This is a genomic window from Microvirga lupini (assembly GCF_014191055.1).
Taxonomy (GTDB): domain Bacteria; phylum Pseudomonadota; class Alphaproteobacteria; order Rhizobiales; family Beijerinckiaceae; genus Microvirga; species Microvirga lupini_A.
The window spans coordinates 423,279-441,334 of record NZ_JACHWB010000004.1; the positions used below are offsets into that span (position 1 = coordinate 423,279).

An 18,056-nucleotide genomic window follows, 5' to 3' on the forward strand; every position below is an offset into this window, starting at 1 on the left:
TGGCAGAGGAACCGCCCAGGATGATGCCGTGGTGTTCCCGCTGCCCTTCACGAACCCCTTTCCAACCAATGGATATGATGTCGCGAACACTACTCAGGACGCTGGCGATCTGCTTCGGCGTTACGCTGTCTCAACAGGCTGCCGCCGCCGATATCCGGACCGGTACTCTCCCGGATGGTTCGACAATCGTGATCGTGACGGGCGATTTCGTGGCTTCCGACATAGAGGTCTTCAAATCGAAGATCGCGGGGGTGCGAAAAGGGGTGGTTGCCCTGGACAGCAATGGGGGGAGCCTTCACGCGGGCATTCAGATGGGCACCGCAATCCGCCTGCGCGGGCTTGCAACTGTTGTGCCGGTCGGAAGCCAATGCGCCTCCGCATGCGCGATTGCATGGTTGGGTGGCACACCGCGGATGATGGGCAGTGATGCCAAAATCGGGTTCCATGCGGCCTATAGGCTGGAAAACGGCGCCGCCATCGAGACCGGGGTCGGAAACGCTCTCTTGGGCGCATACCTCAGCAATCTAGGGCTTTCAGACCAAGCCATCGTCTACGTAACCATGGCTGCACCAAGCTCCATGACCTGGCTCAGCCGGAGAGAGGCGGAAACTCTCGGCATTGATATATTAAACGAGACAGAAGATCGTCCTCCGGCCGTTTCAGCGCCGCGCCAGGAATCACCAGCCCCGGCGAGCCCGGCGCCGACACTGTCCGCGGAGTTCCTGGCCCGTCAGTTCGCCCATGAATATTTCGAGAAACTTGGATCGTACGCTGGGGCGACTTCAGAATTGTTTGAAGAATCCTATGCCGCATCCGTCTTCTATCACAACAAGACCGTTCCCCGGGGCCAGATCGTACGGGAGAAGGTTAACTACGGGGCACGATGGCCCAAGCGGTCCTACAAATGGCGTGAGGAGACCCTGAGCGTCTCCTGCGCCCCCGGCGGCCAAACTTGCACGGTGGAAGGCCTAGTCAATTGGACCGCCCGCAGCGACGAAAGGCGGAAATCCGCTGCAGGCGTGGCCAGCATGCGTCTGACCATCATGTGGGATGGTGTCCGCAGGCAAATCATCGAAGAGGTTAGTAAGGTCGTTGCGAAGGACTCTTAAGAGAGCCTCTCGGGAGCAATAATCGGCATTCTCAAGTCAGAGAGGCAAAGCCTGGCTGGCTTCGGTCGCCAGCGGGCCCGGGCTTGGGCAGCACCGCTCCATCGCACAGCTTTAGGCTTACGTCTCTACGAAAGACTTCGAATAGACTTCCCCAGGGCTTTGGGCTCGACAGATCCGGAGACCTGCTCCGAAGGGAGAAAGGCGACTGACCGAAATATTCCGCACCGGCACGTCGAATCGCTATCCTCGTTCCTATCAGTTGGCTGACGGATCCTCATAGGCCGTCTAAGACGAACACTTCTGCGAGGCAGTTTGAGAACGGGGCGGCATCCCGATATGCCGCGGCTCACGTTGAAGACGACACCGAGATGTTGTGCTCGCGTCCTGCGTTCGGATAGGCATTGAGAGGCCGTTATGGGGCGAGATGTTGAACAGATGATGCGCGTTGGGTTGAGGTCACTGCTGGCGCTTAAAAGGACCAGTGCTTCATTGCTGTTCTGCTCGGTTGTAGCCTTCCATTGCATTGGCGCTGCATCTGCAATGGAATTCAAGCTGGAAAACTCAAAAGATCACACAAGTGCAGCTGTGTTTGCTCGGGGCCCGATTGAAGCGGGCGATGCCCAAAAGATGCAGCAGCTTATAGGAAGTAGCTCGCTGCCAGTCGAGATCCTGTCAATAGAGAGTCCTGGTGGCAGTGTTGCCGAGGCAAAGAAAGTGGCAGAGATAGTAAAGCTCAGCCAGTTAATTGTGGTCGCCGATCACGAATGTGCGTCGGCTTGCGCCCAAGTGATATTCCCGGCAGGCAAGTACTCGATTCTTACAAAGGGTAGCCTTTTAGGTATCCACTCTTGTTCCAGTCAGGGGGTAAGGTCTGAAGTCTGCAATGAAGATATTGCGAATTTCGTCGTGTCGAATGGTTTTCCGCACGGGACAGTCGATATGTATATGGACCTGTACAATCCGTCTGACATGAAATGGATGGGCGAGATAGCTGCGCGTTGCTTCGGATACTACCATGCAATCGGAGAGCCCCTGCCCAATAACGGCGGGAAGAAAGCGTGCGTGGATGGATACATATTTACATCCAGTTCGGGGATCAAAACTAGACCCTACGGGCCGAGTTTCGATTGCACCAAAGCGCGAACCAAAGTGGAAAAACTGCTTTGCATGGACAAAGAGTTGATGGCTTCCGACAGCGTATTGGGGCGAGCTTATGATGCAAGACGCCAGAAATCGAATGATGACGAAAAGCCCCGTTTGAAGGCAGAGCAGATCGCTTGGATCAACAGAAGAAACGACAAATGTTCGGGGTTGATACCGGACGAGCTCGGCTATATCGACACGCGTGAAGCTGCACTTTGCCTCTTCTTAGCCAATGAGGCCAGAATTTATGAACTCATAGGGTTCGATCCTGCCAAGCCTTCTAGCTCCATCCGGCAGACGCCTTGAGGCGGAAGGACTCCTAAGGACTGCTGGCTCTCTCTTTGCTCCACCGGGTCCTCCGGCCGTCGGTCGTCTCGGCCGCCGTGACCTCGTACCGAGGGTGCTTGTCGATCTCGGGCTTCAGCGCGTCTGACGGGAATTCGCCGTATCCTCCGCCCTCGTTGGCCTGGGCATGGCCCTGGATCGCGTCCAGCTTCGCCGAATCCATGCCGCATCGGCGCCCCACCGTCTTGAACCGATGCCGCCATGCATGGTTGGGCAGAACATCGCGATCATCAATCCCAAGACCGCGGACCCACAAGGCGATGCTCTGGCCGACGCGGACGTAGGTGGGGTTCTGCCCCGAGACTCCCTCCTTCTGCCGCTCGGGCGCATAGAACAGCGGACCCTTGCCACGCTGCTGGACGAAGTCGATGAAGCCCTGCTCGACCAGGTGGTCGTGCAGGGGGATCATGCGGAACCGGCGGGTTTTCACGCTTCCGGCCTCGGGCGTGATCTTGATGGTGTAGAACGTCACCTCGACTTTGCGGCCATTCTCCATCCGGACCATCGAGTCCTCGAAGACGTCCTGGCCACGGAGCTGGGTGATCTCGTTGACCCGTGCGCCGGTGTAGGCGCACAGCCACGGCACCCAGCGCCGTGCGGCGGCATGCTCCGGCGTGATCAGCGGGCTCGGCGGCGCCAGCGCGGCCGACAGGATCATCCGCGCCTCTTGATCCGTGAACCCCTTCCCGCGGCTCTCCACCTTTTTCGGCACCGTGACCTCGATCTCGCCGGCCGGATTCGCCTTCACCTTGCCTTGTCCCTTGGCCCAGCCGTACACGGCGCTGGCGGCGGCGATGTAGACCTCCTTGACCGTCTTGGGACCGAGGGGCTTCCCTTTCTTGTTCTTGGAGTCCGGCTGCGGACTCTCCAGAAGGTGGTCCCGCCACCGCATCAGGTCCTCTTCCGTAACATCGCGCGCGTCCCTGACGCCGACGAAGGCCACCATCTTCTGGATGACAGGCTCCCAGCGCTTGACCGTCTTCGGACTGATCTGCTTGCTCTTCTTGTAGGCCTCCCAGAGCTCCTCCATGGTCAGCGGGGGCCCAAAACGCTGCGGCGCCGGGAAGCGCTCGGCCTGCGGGTCGGGCCGGTAATCGCCCTCGGCGTTGCGGCGCAGCTGGGCGTGGGCGTCCCGCATCGCCTCCGCAGTCGCGAGGATGATCCGCTTGCGGTCTTGCGGGCTGACCTGGAGGCCGTGCCTGGCGAGCAGGTCGTCCACCCGCGGGCCGTAGCGGTCGCGGGCCAGGGCCTCGGCCTCGGTCCAGCCGGTGGTGAGCAGGAGTCCGGACGGGATTTTGCGCTGCCGCTGCCGGACCGAGTGGATCAGGTTGTCGAAGGCGAGGGCAAAGACCCAGAGTTCGGTCCCGCCCGGATTCGCCCGGTGGGCCACGACCTCCTCGCGGTAGACCTCGCCGGCCAGGGCATGGACCTGCTCATGGCTGAGGGCGACCAGGCCTTGGCGCAGGCTCTTCCAGCGCTCCTCGAACTCCGCCGCGACGGCGGGAAAGCGCGCCCGGGCAACGGCCGGATCCTTGGTCCCGAGGCTGCGGACCACCTCTTGCTTGCCGACGACGGCCACCAGGTCCGCCGGCACGCGCTGGCGGAAGAGGTAGACCCCGGTCTTGCGGTGCCGCTGGGGACGGACCATGCCAAGCGCCATTGTGGAGCACCCTTGTGTAGCACAGGGCGCCACGAAGCCGTTGCACGGCTAGAATCCTATAGCAGAATCAAGGGATTGGGAAGGCAATGGCGGAGAGGGGGAGATTCGAACTCCCGATACGGTTGCCCGTATGCCGCATTTCGAGTGCGGCTCCTCTCAAGTTAAACCCGCTGCTCGTCGGGCTGATATTGTTTGCGACATCGAGGTATGACTTCAAGAAAGGATGCCAAATAGCATCGGCTCACATCTGAGAGACGTTTGAGAAGTACATGAACTGTACTTCCCCTATGAGTTGCTTTCACGATGCTCCCAAAAAAGCTTGTTGAAAAGTTCTGTTACGCCGAGGGATCCCGGCTCCACGGTGTCTAAAGTGTAGACAACGGAGATCTCGGTCTGATTTGATCGAGCAGGGGAACTTTCTAGGGGCGGGGCTGTGAATTTGCGTGGTGCTCTTGAGCACGTATTATCAGGATATAGAGATGCGGTTCTCGAACCCGTTGGCGGCCACCCGATGGCCTTCTTTGTTCGACGAGACCTCAAACAAGCTGTCCAAGACTCCCTTAGTAAAGAAGGGAAAGGCCTTATAGTTGAGGGTAGTGCCGGAGCTGGAAACTGGGCCACTGTGCCGTGGGTCTCAATCTTTGACCCTGTTGTAACGAAAGGTGCGACGACAGGATACTACGTTGTTTACCTGTTTAGTGCTTCCAAGCCGGTGGTTCATCTCTCTCTAAATCAAGGTACGACAGCCGTCCGAGCCGAGTTCGGAGGAGCAACCCGTGAAGTGCTTCAGGATCGAGCCGGCTTGATGAGGCGTCGCTTGCCTGAATTCAGTGCCAAGATATCCGCAAAGCCCATCTATCTTGGCTCCTCAAGAGTTTTGCCGGCCGACTATGAGGCCGGCCATGCACTAGGTTTCACCTATGAACTCGGATCTATGCCAAGTGAAGAACAGCTTCAGGCTGATCTTCAGGTGCTCGTGAGAGCATACCGGGCTTTGACATTCCGGGGTGGTTTAGATCCGTCTGCCGAAGGTGGAGCACATGAAGAAGGTTCTGGTACGGAGCCGACATCGCTCATAGAGACTAGACGCTATCGCTTTCACCGCCGTATCGAACGCAACAGTTCCGCCGCTCGTCTCGCTAAGAAGCACCATGGCACAAGGTGCCAATGCTGTGATTTCGACTTTAACGAGACTTATGGAGCTGTCGGAGCCGGATACATCGAAGCGCACCATCTTCGGCCAATTAGTGAGCTCGAAGAAGGAATAGCGGTCACTTACGACACAGCTAAAGACTTCGCTGTCCTGTGCTCGAATTGTCACCGAATGATCCACCGTATGGAAGATCCATCGGACCTCAATGCGTTAAGGGCGCTACTCCACACCTCTGTGAGCCCGCCTTCTGCGGCTTGAGTCCAATAGCGGATCGGATCTCATAAAGCAGGCCAACCACTTAAGCTAACTGTCGAACAGAACAAGAATCAGGTTAATTATAAATGGCATGGCGGGATGATGTCCAAGCGGCTCTGGAAGCGATTGGCGGCCAGGGAGCACTCCAGGTAATTTACAATGCTGTCGAACAAATTCGGCGCCGCAACGGGGGCACATTGCCACCGTCATGGCAAGCGGTTGTAAGAAGGGAGCTAGAGTACAATTCTTCGGACTCGGAGAGCTACCAAGGACGCTTCGACCTCTTTTACAGTGTTAACGGCATCGGGGGTGGCGTATGGGGTTTACGTGCACTGGAGCGCCTCACCCCTGTTGCGGTCGACTCGGCTGAACCAGATAGCCCTTTAGCTAGGATGGAAACGTACCGTATCTTGCGTGATACAGTGATGGCTCGGAGGGTGAAGAAGCTTCACCAAAATACATGTCAGATCTGTAGCACCGTCATTCAGCTGTCGGCTGGTCAATCCTACTCGGAAGCACACCACATTCGGCCTTTGGGCCGGCCGCATAATGGCCCTGATATTCCTGAAAACATCCTCGTGGTTTGCCCTACCCATCACGTTCTTTGCGACTACGGGGCAATCAAGCTTGATGAGGCAATGCTCACCAAACGTAATGGGCATACGATCGATCCTAAGTTTCTGAACTACCACAATACTTCGATCTTCGAATCGGTCATCGACGATGAGGTGTGATCCTCGCATGGGATGAGTTGGCCCTGCTAAAGGGTCAGGATACTTGAAGGCTGACGCCACAGGACAGTGCGATAGGGAAATGTACGAGCCTGCTGAATACGGGAACGTTGAGGAAAGCAACCATGCTAATAGGTTGGTGAATGGTCCTATTCATTGGTTTTCGAACTGGCCGACAGGTGATGTGCCAAATTTTGGAGCGATCACTTACACGATTTGGAACCGAGAGGGTTCATTCATCTATGCCGGCCATGCAGGTCGTAGCTATAAGGGAGGGAACGAAGGCAATGGGAAGGATGGCCCGTTCGGTCGGTTGAAGAGCCATGCAAGCGGCCGACGTAGCGGCAATCAATTCTGCATCTATGTTGCTGATTGGCTCGTTCTCCCTAATCTCCACAATCGTATATCGGAGATTGCCGACCGCACTCTGTCACTAGATGCAGCCACACGTGACTACATCAAAGCAAATTTGGGCTTCAGGTGGGTATCGATGGAGAGCGGAGGCCATGCCCGTAGCCTAGAAGATAGACTTCGACGAGGTGAGGTCGCTTGCGGGAAACCGCTATTGAATCCGCTCTAGAGATTGTTTGATCGACCGAAGATCTATCTGGTTTGATCGCTTTTGTTAGATTAGGGTCATGCGGGTCTACCACTTTGTAAATCAACAGTTCGGACTTGAGAATCTAGAACGGCGTCGACTCAAGATCGCCACGCTCAATGATCTCAATGATCCTTTTGAACTCGGTATTTACTCCACTAATTCAAAGCTTCGGAGTGACTTCAAGTCCTTGAAAAGTCGACTTGCTCAAGCGTTCGGTCTTCTCTGCTTTAGTCGAGATTGGAAGAACCCCGTTCAGTGGAGCCACTATGCTGACCGGCATCGTGGTTTGTGCCTAGGCTTCGATATACCAGACGAGCTTCTAACCCCTGTCATCTACAAATCGCAACTTCCAAAGCCCGATCTACCCATATTGATGGGGCCGGGAGGGCCGGCAACCGACCACGTTAAACAGATCCTCTCTACCAAGTTTCGTCACTGGCGGTACGAAAATGAGGTCCGGTGTTTCGTACCGATAGGGAATGAGGATGGAGAGAAGCCGGGATTATACTTTACACCCTTCTCAAATGATCTCCGGTTACGAGAGGTCATCGTTGGGCACAGTTCACACGTCTCACGTAGTCAATTGAGTAAGGCACTAGGAGATCTTCGATCCGAAGTCTCGGCCTGTAAGGCCCGCCTAGCGTTCCGCTCATACTCTATCGTCAAGCAGAGGCGAGGCGATCTATGGGAGTAAACTTCAACAGCGTGGAAGGAAGGACTCATTCTTCCCCTCTAAGAAGCCGGTAAACGGAGGCACGTCCTATCCTAAGGCGTTTGGCGATCTCTGATGCTCCAAGTCCTTGTGCTTTCAACGCCTGGATTTGACCAACATCAATCGAAGGCTTCCTCCCCTTGTAGACCCCATCAGCTTTGGCTTTTGTGATACCCTCCATCTGACGCTCTCGCCTTAGGTTCGTCTCAAATTCAGCAAAGACGCCGAGCATATCGAGAAACGCTTTCCCCGCCGCTGTGCCTGTGTCGATCGGCTGTTCCGTTGCTTTTAGAGATGCCCCCTTGGACTTAACCATCCGCACGATGTCTTGAAGGTCGGCGACTGACCGTGCCAAGCGATCAATGCGTGTGACGATCAGAACATCGCCAGCTCGTATAAAGTCGAGGAGCGTGGACAGCTCTGTACGTCCTTCACGAGTAGTGCCGGTAATCTTCTCGGAGCGGACGATCTCACATCCCGCCCTTTTCAGAGCCTCAATTTGAACGGTCAGATCTTGGTCGCTCGTTGATACTCTCGCATAGCCGTAGGTAGCCATAGTTCCTCAAACTGTCTCATTAGGCTCTAGACCACTCTACCATCATGTCTCGCAAATCAGGAGTCAACCCTAATGAGACGACGAGGGTGTCTCAAGGCTGTGTTTCGCTGAAGTACACCCAAGCGAGACGTCTACATAGAACAGTAGGAGCACGAAACGCACAGCGGGCATCGTGTGGACACAAGACTGAAACCAGATCGACCTACCGACTGGCACCGAAGTGGATAGACAAATTGATACCGTTCAGGACCTATTACGAACAGAACACAAAGGAAGATGGCTCGGACGTAGCATCGCTCGACCATGAAGATCTGCAACAGCAAGCACAGATCGAAGAGGACCTCTTCGGTCCAATCGATGAAGGCCTATCGGCGTATGCTTCGGCAACTCATCGGATAGACGAAGTTTCGTTTCGCCTAGCTCAACAGCAATATGACCGAGCAAAGTCGGATCGTGAGAGGCAGGATGCAATGAACAAGAAGTTAGATGTGATTGGACGAGTTCTCTTCAGGTTCAGCGCATAGCGGGAAGTTGTAGGCAAAGCCTCTCACTTGACACCGCATATGTTATGTTGTAATATAAAGGTGTCACAGCTCACGAGCAGCTGTTGTCTAAATACTTACAAGAACCGTGGACACTCGTCCCTGGCTTGAGGGAGCCAGCTTAATGAGCCCTCCAACAACAACTCCGGGTAACGGATGGCAACTGTTGATAGCCTAGCGGTCGGGCACTGTTCTGCGCTCTCCACGGAGCGAGAACAGCTTCGTTATAGAAGTCGAAAGACAGCATCGGTGCTCTGTGAACCATCCACAACACCTTATCGATCGGATTGTTGCCTCGTTAGCGCCGATTGACCCCGCCAGCGTAGAAATACGGAAAGCGGCACGTAAAGCGGAGACAGGCTGACGCCCCGTTACCTTGAAAAGGTTGTGCCAACGAGGAGTGTTTATCGGGACGTGGATCAAGACCCCGAAGACACGTTTCCCCGTGACAGGGAAAGTGTGTCTTCAAACATGGATCAAAACACTAGGATTTTGATGACGATCCTACCAACATGGTTCTACTTTAGGGTATGCGAAGCAACGGCCGCAAAGCGGCCGTTTCACTAACGTGAAGGTTCAAGTCAAACTTGATGCCAGCAAGCCCAAGGGCCGTATGAGTCTCGATCTCCAAGCCTTAATGTAGCTAGGTCATCAGCGATTTCCGCTTGGTTCACTTCGTTCACCAAGGTTCACTCGCTTCGCTCGTTCAAACCTCTAGCTCTGTTGGGATCTATTGATCACGACGTTCAATGGACTTTCTGGCACCTTCAGGGAGTCCATTGAACATAGAGTCGATCTGATTGGGTTGGGTAATCATCTGATCTGCAATCAAGTTTACCAGTCCAAATAACTTGATTGCTGTTTCCCGATCATCACGTAGATCCACCTGACCAGGATGAACTGCATTGTTCCCAATGACCCGGACGATATCCAACGCTTGCTGGATCCTTTGATTCAGACCCTTCTTCACCAATGAGGCAATGTCCTCATTGATGTTGTCGCCCTTTTCGCCAAGGTGTTTGAGGAGCCGTTGAATAGCGAGGCGGAGAAGTGCTGCCGCTCCACGTGGTGAGTGCTGAACTATGATCGCTGCCTCTTCAAAGTCAGCTTTCACCTCCAACGGGAGATCCTCGTTTGGAGCGACTTCGAACTTCACATCTGGATAGACGGTCTTGTCCCCAACCCACACAGTTATCCCTCGGCAACTAAAGCACCGAGATAGCCATAAATTACCGACCTCGCTTTGGGACCACATCCCGGAGTCAAGGCGATCGATGAAAGGTTGCCTTGATCTGGACTTCTCGGCCCATTTGAGAAGCGAGGCCTTTTGCTCTTCATCCAAGTTTCGGTTCTTGCGGATGTCCTCAATTGTGCCCTCATCGGTGACAAAGGGACGAACTTCACGCTCGAAGGGTTCTGCCAAAAGCTTATACCAATGCTGATGGGCCAACGCAGCACAATGAGGACAATTGAAAGAGTCAGTGCCTAATGTGGGAGGTGTATGCTTCGTCATTTCTTATGCTTCAGAAATTTCTTGGTTGATCGTCTGGAAAATGGTTACGTGGTCAGAGTAAGGCAAAAATAGACCGTTCCACGTCGACAGCTCTCCAGGGCCTCTTTGTTCCGTTAGTTTCCAACCAAGTGGATCCCTTTGCATTCAATTCCGCCGCTGTATCGATGCAAAACTCACACCACGATGTGTAGGCACTACCCTTCGATTTTGTATATCCGAGACCCACACTCACGACCCTGGATCCCCACGTGCGATCGAGTTGAGCAAGCCGAGCAATCTTCTCGGCTATCTTGCTATCGTAGATCACCGCTCGGCTCGGATCGAGGAACATCAGAACTTTTGATGCGAAAGACATGCCCAAGTTCGGAATGCCCATCAATGCTTTGAGGGCGTGATCGAGGCGCCCCTCTTTCAGATGAGTGCGCCCATCTCGTAGAGCTGCCTCTAGCGTGTTCATAGAGGGTTTCGGCTTTCCAGCTTTGCCCTCCACCATCCACTTTGTTCGAGCAAGGGCAAAGCCATTGGGACCCTTTGTAGGGTCGGAACCGGCGTAGTTGCCCCAAAACACTACCGATAAGAGTCCGTGTAAATTGTCCTCGAAGCCGTCGGACCAGAGTAACTTCGAGTGGAACTCGTCGAGTGTGTGTCTATCCGAGGTTGCGATAAGCGAGAGATCCTTGGTAAGCGTCAAGTTGCCGTGTTGAAATGAAGTTGCGCCTTCATCAAGCGTCCGGATGAGTCGGGCTGGTGGGTAAACGTAACAGTTTCGTGCTCTCTCCCAATCGGGTGCGCCCCAATCTTGTATGTTCATTTTATGCCCTGAATCTTTCCCATCTGTAATGTAGTTCAAGGTGCCCTTGAAGGTCCAGCTACACCTGCTGTCCTAAGAAGACACCGGGAGACGGGCTTTGTGAAACTCTTGTGGAGCAATCATTCTCACAACATCAATAAGAGCGGTGTTCCCCTAACCGGCTCCGATCTGCTTTCGAGAATGGAAAAATAGCTGTTCTGTATTACTGGAAGGAATCCGAACCATCATGCGGTCATCCATGCCACTGATCCAGAGTTCGACTGGATGGAGCTTGTGTTCCGATCGGGAGGGCAGGTGTTTCCCATTCGACTGAACCGCCACTTGGTTGCGGAGAAGTAATCGATATTCATTCTGAAGGTTGGCGGGACTTGATAAACGCCCCAAATTTCAGCCGTGCATCAACATGAGATAGATAATGCCTTTGCAGCATCTCAACACTCGTCAGCCCGTTAAGGGCAAGGGTCATGGGATCGATGTTAGAATTCACAAGGCGATCAACAAAGGCTGTGTGTCTCAAGCTGTAAAGCGTCCGGGTACCGTTGGCACCTCGCTTCATCCGGTGAAGATTGAGAGCGTGATCGAATAGTCTCCTTACCTCTGCAAGGGCATATGTCCGATTGGGGATCGTAGGAAGGAATACGTAATCATCAGAGCTATGGGCAATGCCTTCTTCTATCCTCCGTCGGAGCAATGCTCGATAGACTTCGGCGGCTCTCGGCATAGTCATGGACAGCCGACGTACTGTCTTCGATCGCACAGGGTCGATGAGAAGAACCTCTGTCTCGTCCTCATTGTGAAATCTGATATGGCCGTGCCGAAGGAGCTTCAAATCGCTTGGTCGTACAAAGCTGTTCACGGCAAAGACCACGTAATCCACGATGTCCTGATCCAGCCGAATGTATCGGAGGAAGCGGCCACTCCGCATGTACCGGATAGGCTCATCGGCCGAAACTAGACGCTGGAGAGTGGAGACGAGCGTGGCAACCTCGGAGTGTGTAAAGTGGTCTCTTGGCCGATCGTCACGACGAGACGAGGGGAGGGACGGTAAACCGGGAATTATACCCGCCTCCCAAGCGTGTTTGAGTACCTTGCGGATCACGACAAGGTACTTGTTCCGAGTGGTTGTCCTCACGCCTCGTTCATTGTGCAACCGGAGGAGGCAATCGTTCACGGCGGCTTTCCCAACCATATCGATAGGGAAGCAGCCTATAACCGGGAAGATATGGGATCGAAGCTTGAGGCCCTCCTCATAAATTGACCTTTCGGACACCTCACCGAGCGAAGCCCTGTTTTGCTCTGCCGCTAGATAAGTTCCGGCGACCTCCGCAAACGTCGGAGCCTTAGAGGTAGCTGGAAGCACTTTGGCTCCGATTTCGAGGTCTTGAAGGAAGGCACGAGCGAACTCAAAGGCCAAGTCTTGCTCTACACAGCCGGTGCTCCTCCTAACTGTTCGGCCATCGAGACGGGTATAGAGATACCAGTATGGACTACCGCTGACCTGGAAGATTGAGGCTCGTCCGCTTGAACCTGGAACAGGAAGGTAGCTGCCGAATGGGCCCTTCATCTCGCCAATCCACAAATTGATAGGAGGACTGAAACGAGACTGATTCCGATCAGCAGGCAACACCGCCGCTGTTCACTATCCGAGCCACCATGGCGGAGCGATGCCAGTAGTCAGAAGCGCAAATCAGGTGGAGAGCAGTATTCCCAAAGTTGCAGAGACTTTGCCGACTTTTGCCGAACAGTGTCCCAACTAACTGACATGTGGCCAACGGTCTTTGATAGTCTCGGAGGGTGAGGAGAGACGTTTGAGCCTTAATTGAATGCACCGCACTCGTTTGAAATACAACGAGATTTGGGCCGACTTTGCTCAAGTCGGGTCAATCACAAATGCATGGTCGTTAGGAAAATATGGCGGAGAGGGGGAGATTCGAACTCCCGATACGGTTGCCCGTATGCCGCATTTCGAGTGCGGTGCATTCAACCACTCTGCCACCTCTCCGGGTCGCGAAGGGCTGATGCCCCGCTGGTTGAGGCCGGGTGGATATCATGGGCTTGGCAGGTCTTCAAGCGCCAAAAGCAAGGTTTTTGATTGACAAAGACCAGGCTCGCCCGTAGATAGGCGTCCTCTATGGGCGGGCACGAGTGCCTGCGCATATCCGTGCGGCAGCTTGAGGCTGCCGTGAACCGAAGCCGGAAACTGCCAAAAAGCCAATCCGGCGGGGTGATCCCCGCTGAGAATTGGGTTTGAACACGAGGATCAAGATGTTCGCAGTGATCAAGACCGGCGGCAAGCAGTATCGCGTTGCCGCCAACGACGTCATCACCGTCGCCACGCTCGCAGGCGAGCCGGGCACCGCCGTCACGTTTGACCAGGTTCTCATGGTCACCAACGACGGCTCGACCCAGGTTGGCGCCCCCCTCATCGAGGGCGTGACCGTGGCCGGCGAAGTGGTGGAACACACCCGCGGCGAGAAGGTCATCTCCTTCAAGAAGCGCCGTCGCCAGAATTCGCGCCGCAAGCGCGGGCATCGCCAGGATTATACCGTGGTGCGGATCACCGAGATCCTCTCCGGTGGCGCGAAGCCCAAGAAGGCTGCGGCCAAGAAGACCACCAAGGCTGCGGCTGACGAAGCTGCGCCGGCCACCGCTGAATAAGCGCTCGGCTCAACACAGGACACGGGAGTAACCCATGGCTCACAAAAAAGCAGGCGGTTCGTCTCGCAACGGTCGCGACTCGGCAGGCCGTCGTCTGGGCGTCAAGCGCTTCGGCGATCAGCAGGTTGTCGCCGGCAACATCATTATTCGTCAGCGCGGCACCAAATGGCATGCCGGCGCGAATGTCGGCATGGGCAAAGACCACACCCTCTTTGCCACGGCCAATGGCCGAGTCCGATTCCTGACGCGTCAAGGCCGAGCCTTCGTATCGGTCGTACCGGCCCAAGAGGCAGCAGAATAAACGGCGAGAGCAAAACGAAGGAGCTCCCGCCGGCATCACACCGACCCGGCGGATCAGAAGCTCCGAAGTAGGCCCGAAAAGGCCAAGCTCAGATCCAAGAACCGACAGGGGAGGTGGGATGTCCACCTCCCCTTCGTGTTTTCCGGGCCCAGGGAGGGCCCAATGGATCGGAGCAAGACGATGTTTCCCGACCTCACCCGTGACGATGTTTTCCGCCTCGAGACCCGCAGCCTGTGGCTGCGCTGGGCTCGTCTTGCGGATACGCAAGCCATCGTACGCCTCGCCGGGGAGAAAGCGGTCGCGGAGATGACGGCGCGAATTCCGCATCCGTATCACCCGGACGATGCCGAGCGATTTATCTTCATGTCCCGGCGGTCCAATGCGGACGGCCAGGGTCTGCAGCTCGCCATCACGCCCAAGGGCAAGCCCAACAGCCTCATCGGCATGGTCGGCATCGGCCCGAGCGCGGAGACGGGCAAGCCCGACCTCGGCTACTGGCTCGGCACCCCTTATTGGGGCAAGGGCTATGTCACCGAGGCGGTGCGCGCCCTGATCGATGCCTTCTTCGCCTATGGCGAGGAGGACGAGATCACGGCCTGCGCACGGGTGATCAACCCAGGCTCCCGCCGGGTGCTGGAGAAGTGCGGCTTTGCCTATCAGGGCGCCGGGCTCTCCGAGCTGCCGGCCCGGTGCGGCCTCTATCCGGTGGATCACTTCCGGCTCGACCGGCGCACCTGGGAGAGCCTGAAGGCCTGGGGCCAGACCGGCTTCGTGCGCGAACCTCTCTCTCTGGAGGTTGAGGTGGAGCGCGAGATGTCGCTCGCCAGCTGAGAACATGGAAGCGCTTCCGAGCCATTTCGGGAGCGCTTCCGCTTGATTTTGCGTTGCTCCCGCACGGTTACCGTGACGGGAGCATTTTTTCACCGCGAGAGCGGATCGGCTTTTGCGAAAAATGCTCCGGTCCCGTAAAGGATGCGGGTTATGAAATTTCTCGACCAAGCCAAGATCTATATTCGCTCCGGCAATGGCGGTGGCGGCGCCATCTCGTTCCGCCGTGAAAAGTTCATCGAGTTCGGTGGTCCCGACGGCGGTGACGGCGGCCGCGGCGGCGACGTGTGGGCGGAGTGCGTGGAGGGGCTCAACACCCTGATCGACTACCGCTACCAGCAGCATTTCAAGGCCAAGACCGGTGGTCACGGCATGGGCAAGAACCGGCACGGCGCCAAGGGCGCTGACGCGGTGCTGAAAGTGCCGGCCGGCACGGAGATCCTGGAGGAGGACGGCGAGACCGTCATCGCCGACATGACCCATGTGGGCCAGCGTGTGCTGCTGGCGAAGGGCGGCAATGGCGGCTTTGGCAACGCCTATTTCACCACCTCGACCAACCGGGCTCCGCGCCGGGCCAATCCCGGCCAGGAGGGCATCGAGCGTACGCTCATCCTGCGCCTCAAGCTGATTGCGGATGCGGGTCTCGTCGGGTTGCCGAATGCCGGCAAGTCGACGTTCCTGGCGACGACCACCGCGGCCAAGCCGAAGATCGCCGATTACCCCTTCACCACGCTCCATCCGGGCCTTGGGGTGGTGCGGGCCTATGGCCGCGAGTTCGTGCTGGCCGATATTCCGGGGCTGATCGAAGGAGCGTCCGAGGGCGTTGGCCTCGGCGACCGCTTCCTGAGCCACGTGGAGCGCTGCCGGGTGCTGCTGCATCTGGTGGAAGGCACGAGCGAGGATGCGGGCGAGGCCTACAAGACCGTGCGCCACGAAATCGAGGCCTATGGCCATGGCCTGGACGAGAAGCCGGAGATCGTGGCCCTCTCCAAGGCGGATGCCCTGGATGAGGACACGCTGAAGGAGCAGCTGAAGAAGCTGAAGAAGGCCTGCAGGCAGAATCCCTACGTGATCTCCTCGGCCTCGGGCCAGGGTGTGCAGGAGGTGCTGCAGGCGCTCCTCGGCGTCATCGATCAGGCCAAGATCGAGGAAGAGCCGACCCAACCCCAGGAAGAGTGGCATCCGTGAGCCCGCAGATCAGCCAGTTCCGCCGCGTCGTCCTGAAGGTCGGCTCCGCGCTGCTCGTTGATCGGGCACGCGGACGGCTGAACCATGCCTGGCTCGCGGCGCTCGCTGAGGACATTGCCGATCTCCATGCCCAGGGCGCCGACGTGCTCGTGGTCTCCTCCGGGGCCATTGCCATGGGGCGCACGGTGCTGGGCCTCCCATCCGGTGCGTTGCGCCTCGAGGAGAGCCAGGCGGCCGCAGCCGTCGGACAGATTGCGCTCGCTCGCATCTGGTCCGAGGTGCTGGCCCATCATGGCATCGCCGCGGGCCAGATCCTGGTCACGCTCTCGGACACGGAGGAGCGCCGCCGCTATCTCAATGCCCGCGCCACCCTCCTGAAGCTTCTCGAGATGCGCGCCGTTCCGGTGATCAACGAGAACGACACGGTGGCGACCTCGGAGATCCGCTACGGCGACAACGACCGCCTCGCGGCCCGCGTCGCCACCATGATCGGGGCCGATCTCCTGGTGCTGTTTTCCGACATCGACGGCCTCTACACGGCCCCGCCTGCCGCCGATCCCAAGGCCGAGCACATCCCGGTGGTCGAGCGCATCACGCCGGCCATCGAAGCCATGGCGGGCGGTGCGGCCTCCGAATTGTCACGCGGCGGCATGCGCACCAAGATCGAGGCCGGCAAGATCGCCACCGCTGGCGGCACGCACATGATCATTGCGGATGGCCGCACGAAGAACCCGTTGAAGCGCGTGGCGGAAGGCGGGCGCTGCACATGGTTCCTCACGCCGTCCAATCCCGCCACCGCGCGCAAGACCTGGATCGCCGGCGCGCTCGAGCCGCGCGGCGCGCTCGTCGTGGACGAGGGCGCGGCCCGGGCCCTGCAGGGCGGTGCAAGCCTGCTGCCGGTGGGTGTGCAGCGGATCGAGGGCTCGTTCCATCGGGGCGATGCGGTGACGATCCGCAGCGAAGCCCGCGTGCTCGGCCGCGGGCTCGTGGCCTATGACGCGGAGGATGCGGCGCGCATCATCGGCCGTCCGAGCCGCGAGATCGAAGGCATCCTCGGCTATCCCGGTCGCACCGAGATGGTTCACCGGGACGATATGGCGCTCAGCGACTGATTCTCGTTGAGCAGCCTTAGTAAGGTCTGAGCGTCGCCGGGCGCGGCGCTCTTGATGTCGTTGTCGAAATATACATAGACGCTGCGCTCATCCTTCCGCCAATCGGCAATGCGCCCGGTCCAATCCTGCAGGGTCTCGGCCGAGTAGCTGCCCGCATAGCGTCCATTGGTGCCGTGGGCGCGCACATAGACGAAGTCGGCGGTCGCCTCCCAGGGTGCAGGCGCATCCGCATGATCGGAGATGCACAGGGCCGCGTTGTGGTCTCGCAGGATCCGGAAGGCGTTCTCCTCGTACCAGCTCGGGTGCCGGAATTCGAAGGCGCAGCGGCGTCCCTGCGGCACGAGCGAGAGGCAGTGCGCCACGCGCTCCCGCGTCTCGGCGTCGGCCTTGAAGGTGGGCGGCAGCTGGAACAGGACCGGGCCGAACTTGTCGCTTAAGCCGCGCATGCGACCGAAGACGAGATCGATGCTCTCCTCGATCCCTTTCAGCCGTTTCATGTGGGTGATGAAGCGCGAGGCCTTCCAGGCGAACAGGAACCGCTTCGGCGTGGAATCGTGCCAGGCCCGCACGGCCTGCTCGGTCGGGAGCCGGTAAAAGGAGTTGTTGATCTCCGCCGTGTCGAAGCGCTGGACGTAGTAGGACAGGAAATCCTTGATCTTCAGGCGCGCCGGGTAGAAAGGTCCATGCCAGGACCGATAGTGCCAGCCCGAGGTTCCGATCCGGATCTCAGGCAAGGTGGAGCGGCTTGGCTCTGAGGCCGCCTGCCGTGCTATGGGTTCCGAATGAGGCATTTCCCCTGAGGTCATCAGGGGCCGGGACTTGGACATGGACGACATTC

At 57.4% G+C, this 18,056-nt stretch carries 15 protein-coding genes and 1 tRNA gene; 9 read left to right on the forward strand and 7 right to left on the reverse strand.

The annotated features are described in order from the left end of the window. Positions 1 to 77: 77 nt before the first annotated feature. Together FHR70_RS17195 and FHR70_RS17200 are read left to right on the forward strand one after the other, a co-directional pair. Positions 78 to 1,109, forward strand: coding sequence for a COG3904 family protein (locus FHR70_RS17195; protein WP_210277668.1), 1,032 nt, complete (start codon positions 78 to 80; stop codon positions 1,107 to 1,109). Positions 1,110 to 1,523: 414 nt separating this feature from the next. Further along, complete coding sequence (locus FHR70_RS17200) at positions 1,524 to 2,558, forward strand: lysozyme inhibitor LprI family protein (RefSeq protein WP_183452378.1); 1,035 nt, start codon at positions 1,524 to 1,526, stop codon at positions 2,556 to 2,558. A 13-nt stretch (positions 2,559 to 2,571) separates the two neighbouring features. Here FHR70_RS17200 and FHR70_RS17205 read toward each other — a convergent pair whose 3' ends face one another. Beyond that, positions 2,572 to 4,257 carry a DUF6538 domain-containing protein gene (locus FHR70_RS17205; RefSeq protein WP_246408241.1) on the reverse strand — a complete coding sequence of 562 codons (1,686 nt, stop codon included), beginning with the start codon at positions 4,255 to 4,257 and terminating at the stop codon, positions 2,572 to 2,574. 433 nt (positions 4,258 to 4,690) lie between these two features. Between FHR70_RS17205 and FHR70_RS17210 the strand changes: the two genes are divergently transcribed. Both FHR70_RS17210 and FHR70_RS17215 read left to right on the forward strand, forming a co-directional pair. Then, positions 4,691 to 5,668, forward strand: coding sequence for an MrcB family domain-containing protein (locus tag FHR70_RS17210; RefSeq protein WP_183452380.1), 978 nt, complete (start codon positions 4,691 to 4,693; stop codon positions 5,666 to 5,668). A gap of 83 nt (positions 5,669 to 5,751) precedes the next feature. After that, positions 5,752 to 6,399, forward strand: coding sequence for an HNH endonuclease (locus tag FHR70_RS17215; RefSeq protein ID WP_183452382.1), 648 nt, complete (start codon positions 5,752 to 5,754; stop codon positions 6,397 to 6,399). 1,317 nt (positions 6,400 to 7,716) lie between these two features. On the opposite strand, the gene FHR70_RS17220 is transcribed toward FHR70_RS17215, so the two are convergent. From FHR70_RS17220 to FHR70_RS17240, 5 genes are all read right to left on the reverse strand, one after another. Then, complete coding sequence (locus FHR70_RS17220) at positions 7,717 to 8,265, reverse strand: recombinase family protein (protein WP_183452384.1); 549 nt, start codon at positions 8,263 to 8,265, stop codon at positions 7,717 to 7,719. Between the two features lie 1,272 nt (positions 8,266 to 9,537). Further along, entirely contained in the window at positions 9,538 to 10,320 is a 783-nt protein-coding gene (locus FHR70_RS17225; RefSeq protein WP_183452386.1) for a DUF4145 domain-containing protein, read from the reverse strand. A 52-nt stretch (positions 10,321 to 10,372) separates the two neighbouring features. Then, complete coding sequence (locus tag FHR70_RS17230; RefSeq protein WP_183452389.1) at positions 10,373 to 11,170, reverse strand: 8-oxoguanine DNA glycosylase OGG fold protein; 798 nt, start codon at positions 11,168 to 11,170, stop codon at positions 10,373 to 10,375. A 307-nt stretch (positions 11,171 to 11,477) separates the two neighbouring features. Continuing rightward, the gene (locus FHR70_RS17235) at positions 11,478 to 12,695 is read right to left on the reverse strand and encodes a site-specific integrase (RefSeq protein WP_183452391.1); all 1,218 of its coding nucleotides are present in this window, start codon (positions 12,693 to 12,695) and stop codon (positions 11,478 to 11,480) included. A 348-nt stretch (positions 12,696 to 13,043) separates the two neighbouring features. Continuing rightward, positions 13,044 to 13,133, reverse strand: a tRNA-Ser gene (locus tag FHR70_RS17240). A 263-nt stretch (positions 13,134 to 13,396) separates the two neighbouring features. Here FHR70_RS17240 and rplU point away from each other — a divergent pair. From rplU to proB, 5 genes are all read left to right on the forward strand, one after another. Then, positions 13,397 to 13,789, forward strand: coding sequence for a 50S ribosomal protein L21 (rplU, locus tag FHR70_RS17245; protein WP_183452392.1), 393 nt, complete (start codon positions 13,397 to 13,399; stop codon positions 13,787 to 13,789). Positions 13,790 to 13,823: 34 nt separating this feature from the next. After that, the gene (gene rpmA, locus FHR70_RS17250; RefSeq protein ID WP_036355650.1) at positions 13,824 to 14,090 is read left to right on the forward strand and encodes a 50S ribosomal protein L27; all 267 of its coding nucleotides are present in this window, start codon (positions 13,824 to 13,826) and stop codon (positions 14,088 to 14,090) included. A 180-nt stretch (positions 14,091 to 14,270) separates the two neighbouring features. Beyond that, entirely contained in the window at positions 14,271 to 14,921 is a 651-nt protein-coding gene (locus FHR70_RS17255; protein WP_183452530.1) for a GNAT family N-acetyltransferase, read from the forward strand. Between the two features lie 150 nt (positions 14,922 to 15,071). Further along, positions 15,072 to 16,106, forward strand: a complete 1,035-nt coding sequence (gene obgE / locus FHR70_RS17260) for a GTPase ObgE (protein WP_183452394.1) — start codon at positions 15,072 to 15,074, stop codon at positions 16,104 to 16,106. Next, positions 16,103 to 17,218, forward strand: a complete 1,116-nt coding sequence (proB, locus tag FHR70_RS17265; protein ID WP_183452396.1) for a glutamate 5-kinase — start codon at positions 16,103 to 16,105, stop codon at positions 17,216 to 17,218. The genes obgE and proB overlap by 4 nt, the downstream gene beginning before the upstream one ends. On the opposite strand, the gene FHR70_RS17270 is transcribed toward proB, so the two are convergent. Next, the gene (locus tag FHR70_RS17270; protein ID WP_425487876.1) at positions 17,188 to 17,952 is read right to left on the reverse strand and encodes a DUF72 domain-containing protein; all 765 of its coding nucleotides are present in this window, start codon (positions 17,950 to 17,952) and stop codon (positions 17,188 to 17,190) included. The genes proB and FHR70_RS17270 overlap by 31 nt on opposite strands. Between the last annotated feature and the right edge of the window lie 104 nt (positions 17,953 to 18,056).

Coding starts and splice junctions, on each gene's coding strand:
- FHR70_RS17195 (WP_210277668.1), top strand. CDS start 78: ATGTCGCGAACACTACTCAGGACGCTGGCGATCTGCTTCGGCGTTACG.
- FHR70_RS17200 (WP_183452378.1), top strand. CDS start 1,524: ATGGGGCGAGATGTTGAACAGATGATGCGCGTTGGGTTGAGGTCACTG.
- FHR70_RS17205 (WP_246408241.1), bottom strand. CDS start 4,257: ATGGCGCTTGGCATGGTCCGTCCCCAGCGGCACCGCAAGACCGGGGTC.
- FHR70_RS17215 (WP_183452382.1), top strand. CDS start 5,752: ATGGCATGGCGGGATGATGTCCAAGCGGCTCTGGAAGCGATTGGCGGC.
- FHR70_RS17220 (WP_183452384.1), bottom strand. CDS start 8,265: ATGGCTACCTACGGCTATGCGAGAGTATCAACGAGCGACCAAGATCTG.
- FHR70_RS17225 (WP_183452386.1), bottom strand. CDS start 10,320: ATGACGAAGCATACACCTCCCACATTAGGCACTGACTCTTTCAATTGT.
- FHR70_RS17235 (WP_183452391.1), bottom strand. CDS start 12,695: ATGAAGGGCCCATTCGGCAGCTACCTTCCTGTTCCAGGTTCAAGCGGA.
- rplU (WP_183452392.1), top strand. CDS start 13,397: ATGTTCGCAGTGATCAAGACCGGCGGCAAGCAGTATCGCGTTGCCGCC.
- rpmA (WP_036355650.1), top strand. CDS start 13,824: ATGGCTCACAAAAAAGCAGGCGGTTCGTCTCGCAACGGTCGCGACTCG.
- FHR70_RS17255 (WP_183452530.1), top strand. CDS start 14,271: ATGTTTCCCGACCTCACCCGTGACGATGTTTTCCGCCTCGAGACCCGC.
- obgE (WP_183452394.1), top strand. CDS start 15,072: ATGAAATTTCTCGACCAAGCCAAGATCTATATTCGCTCCGGCAATGGC.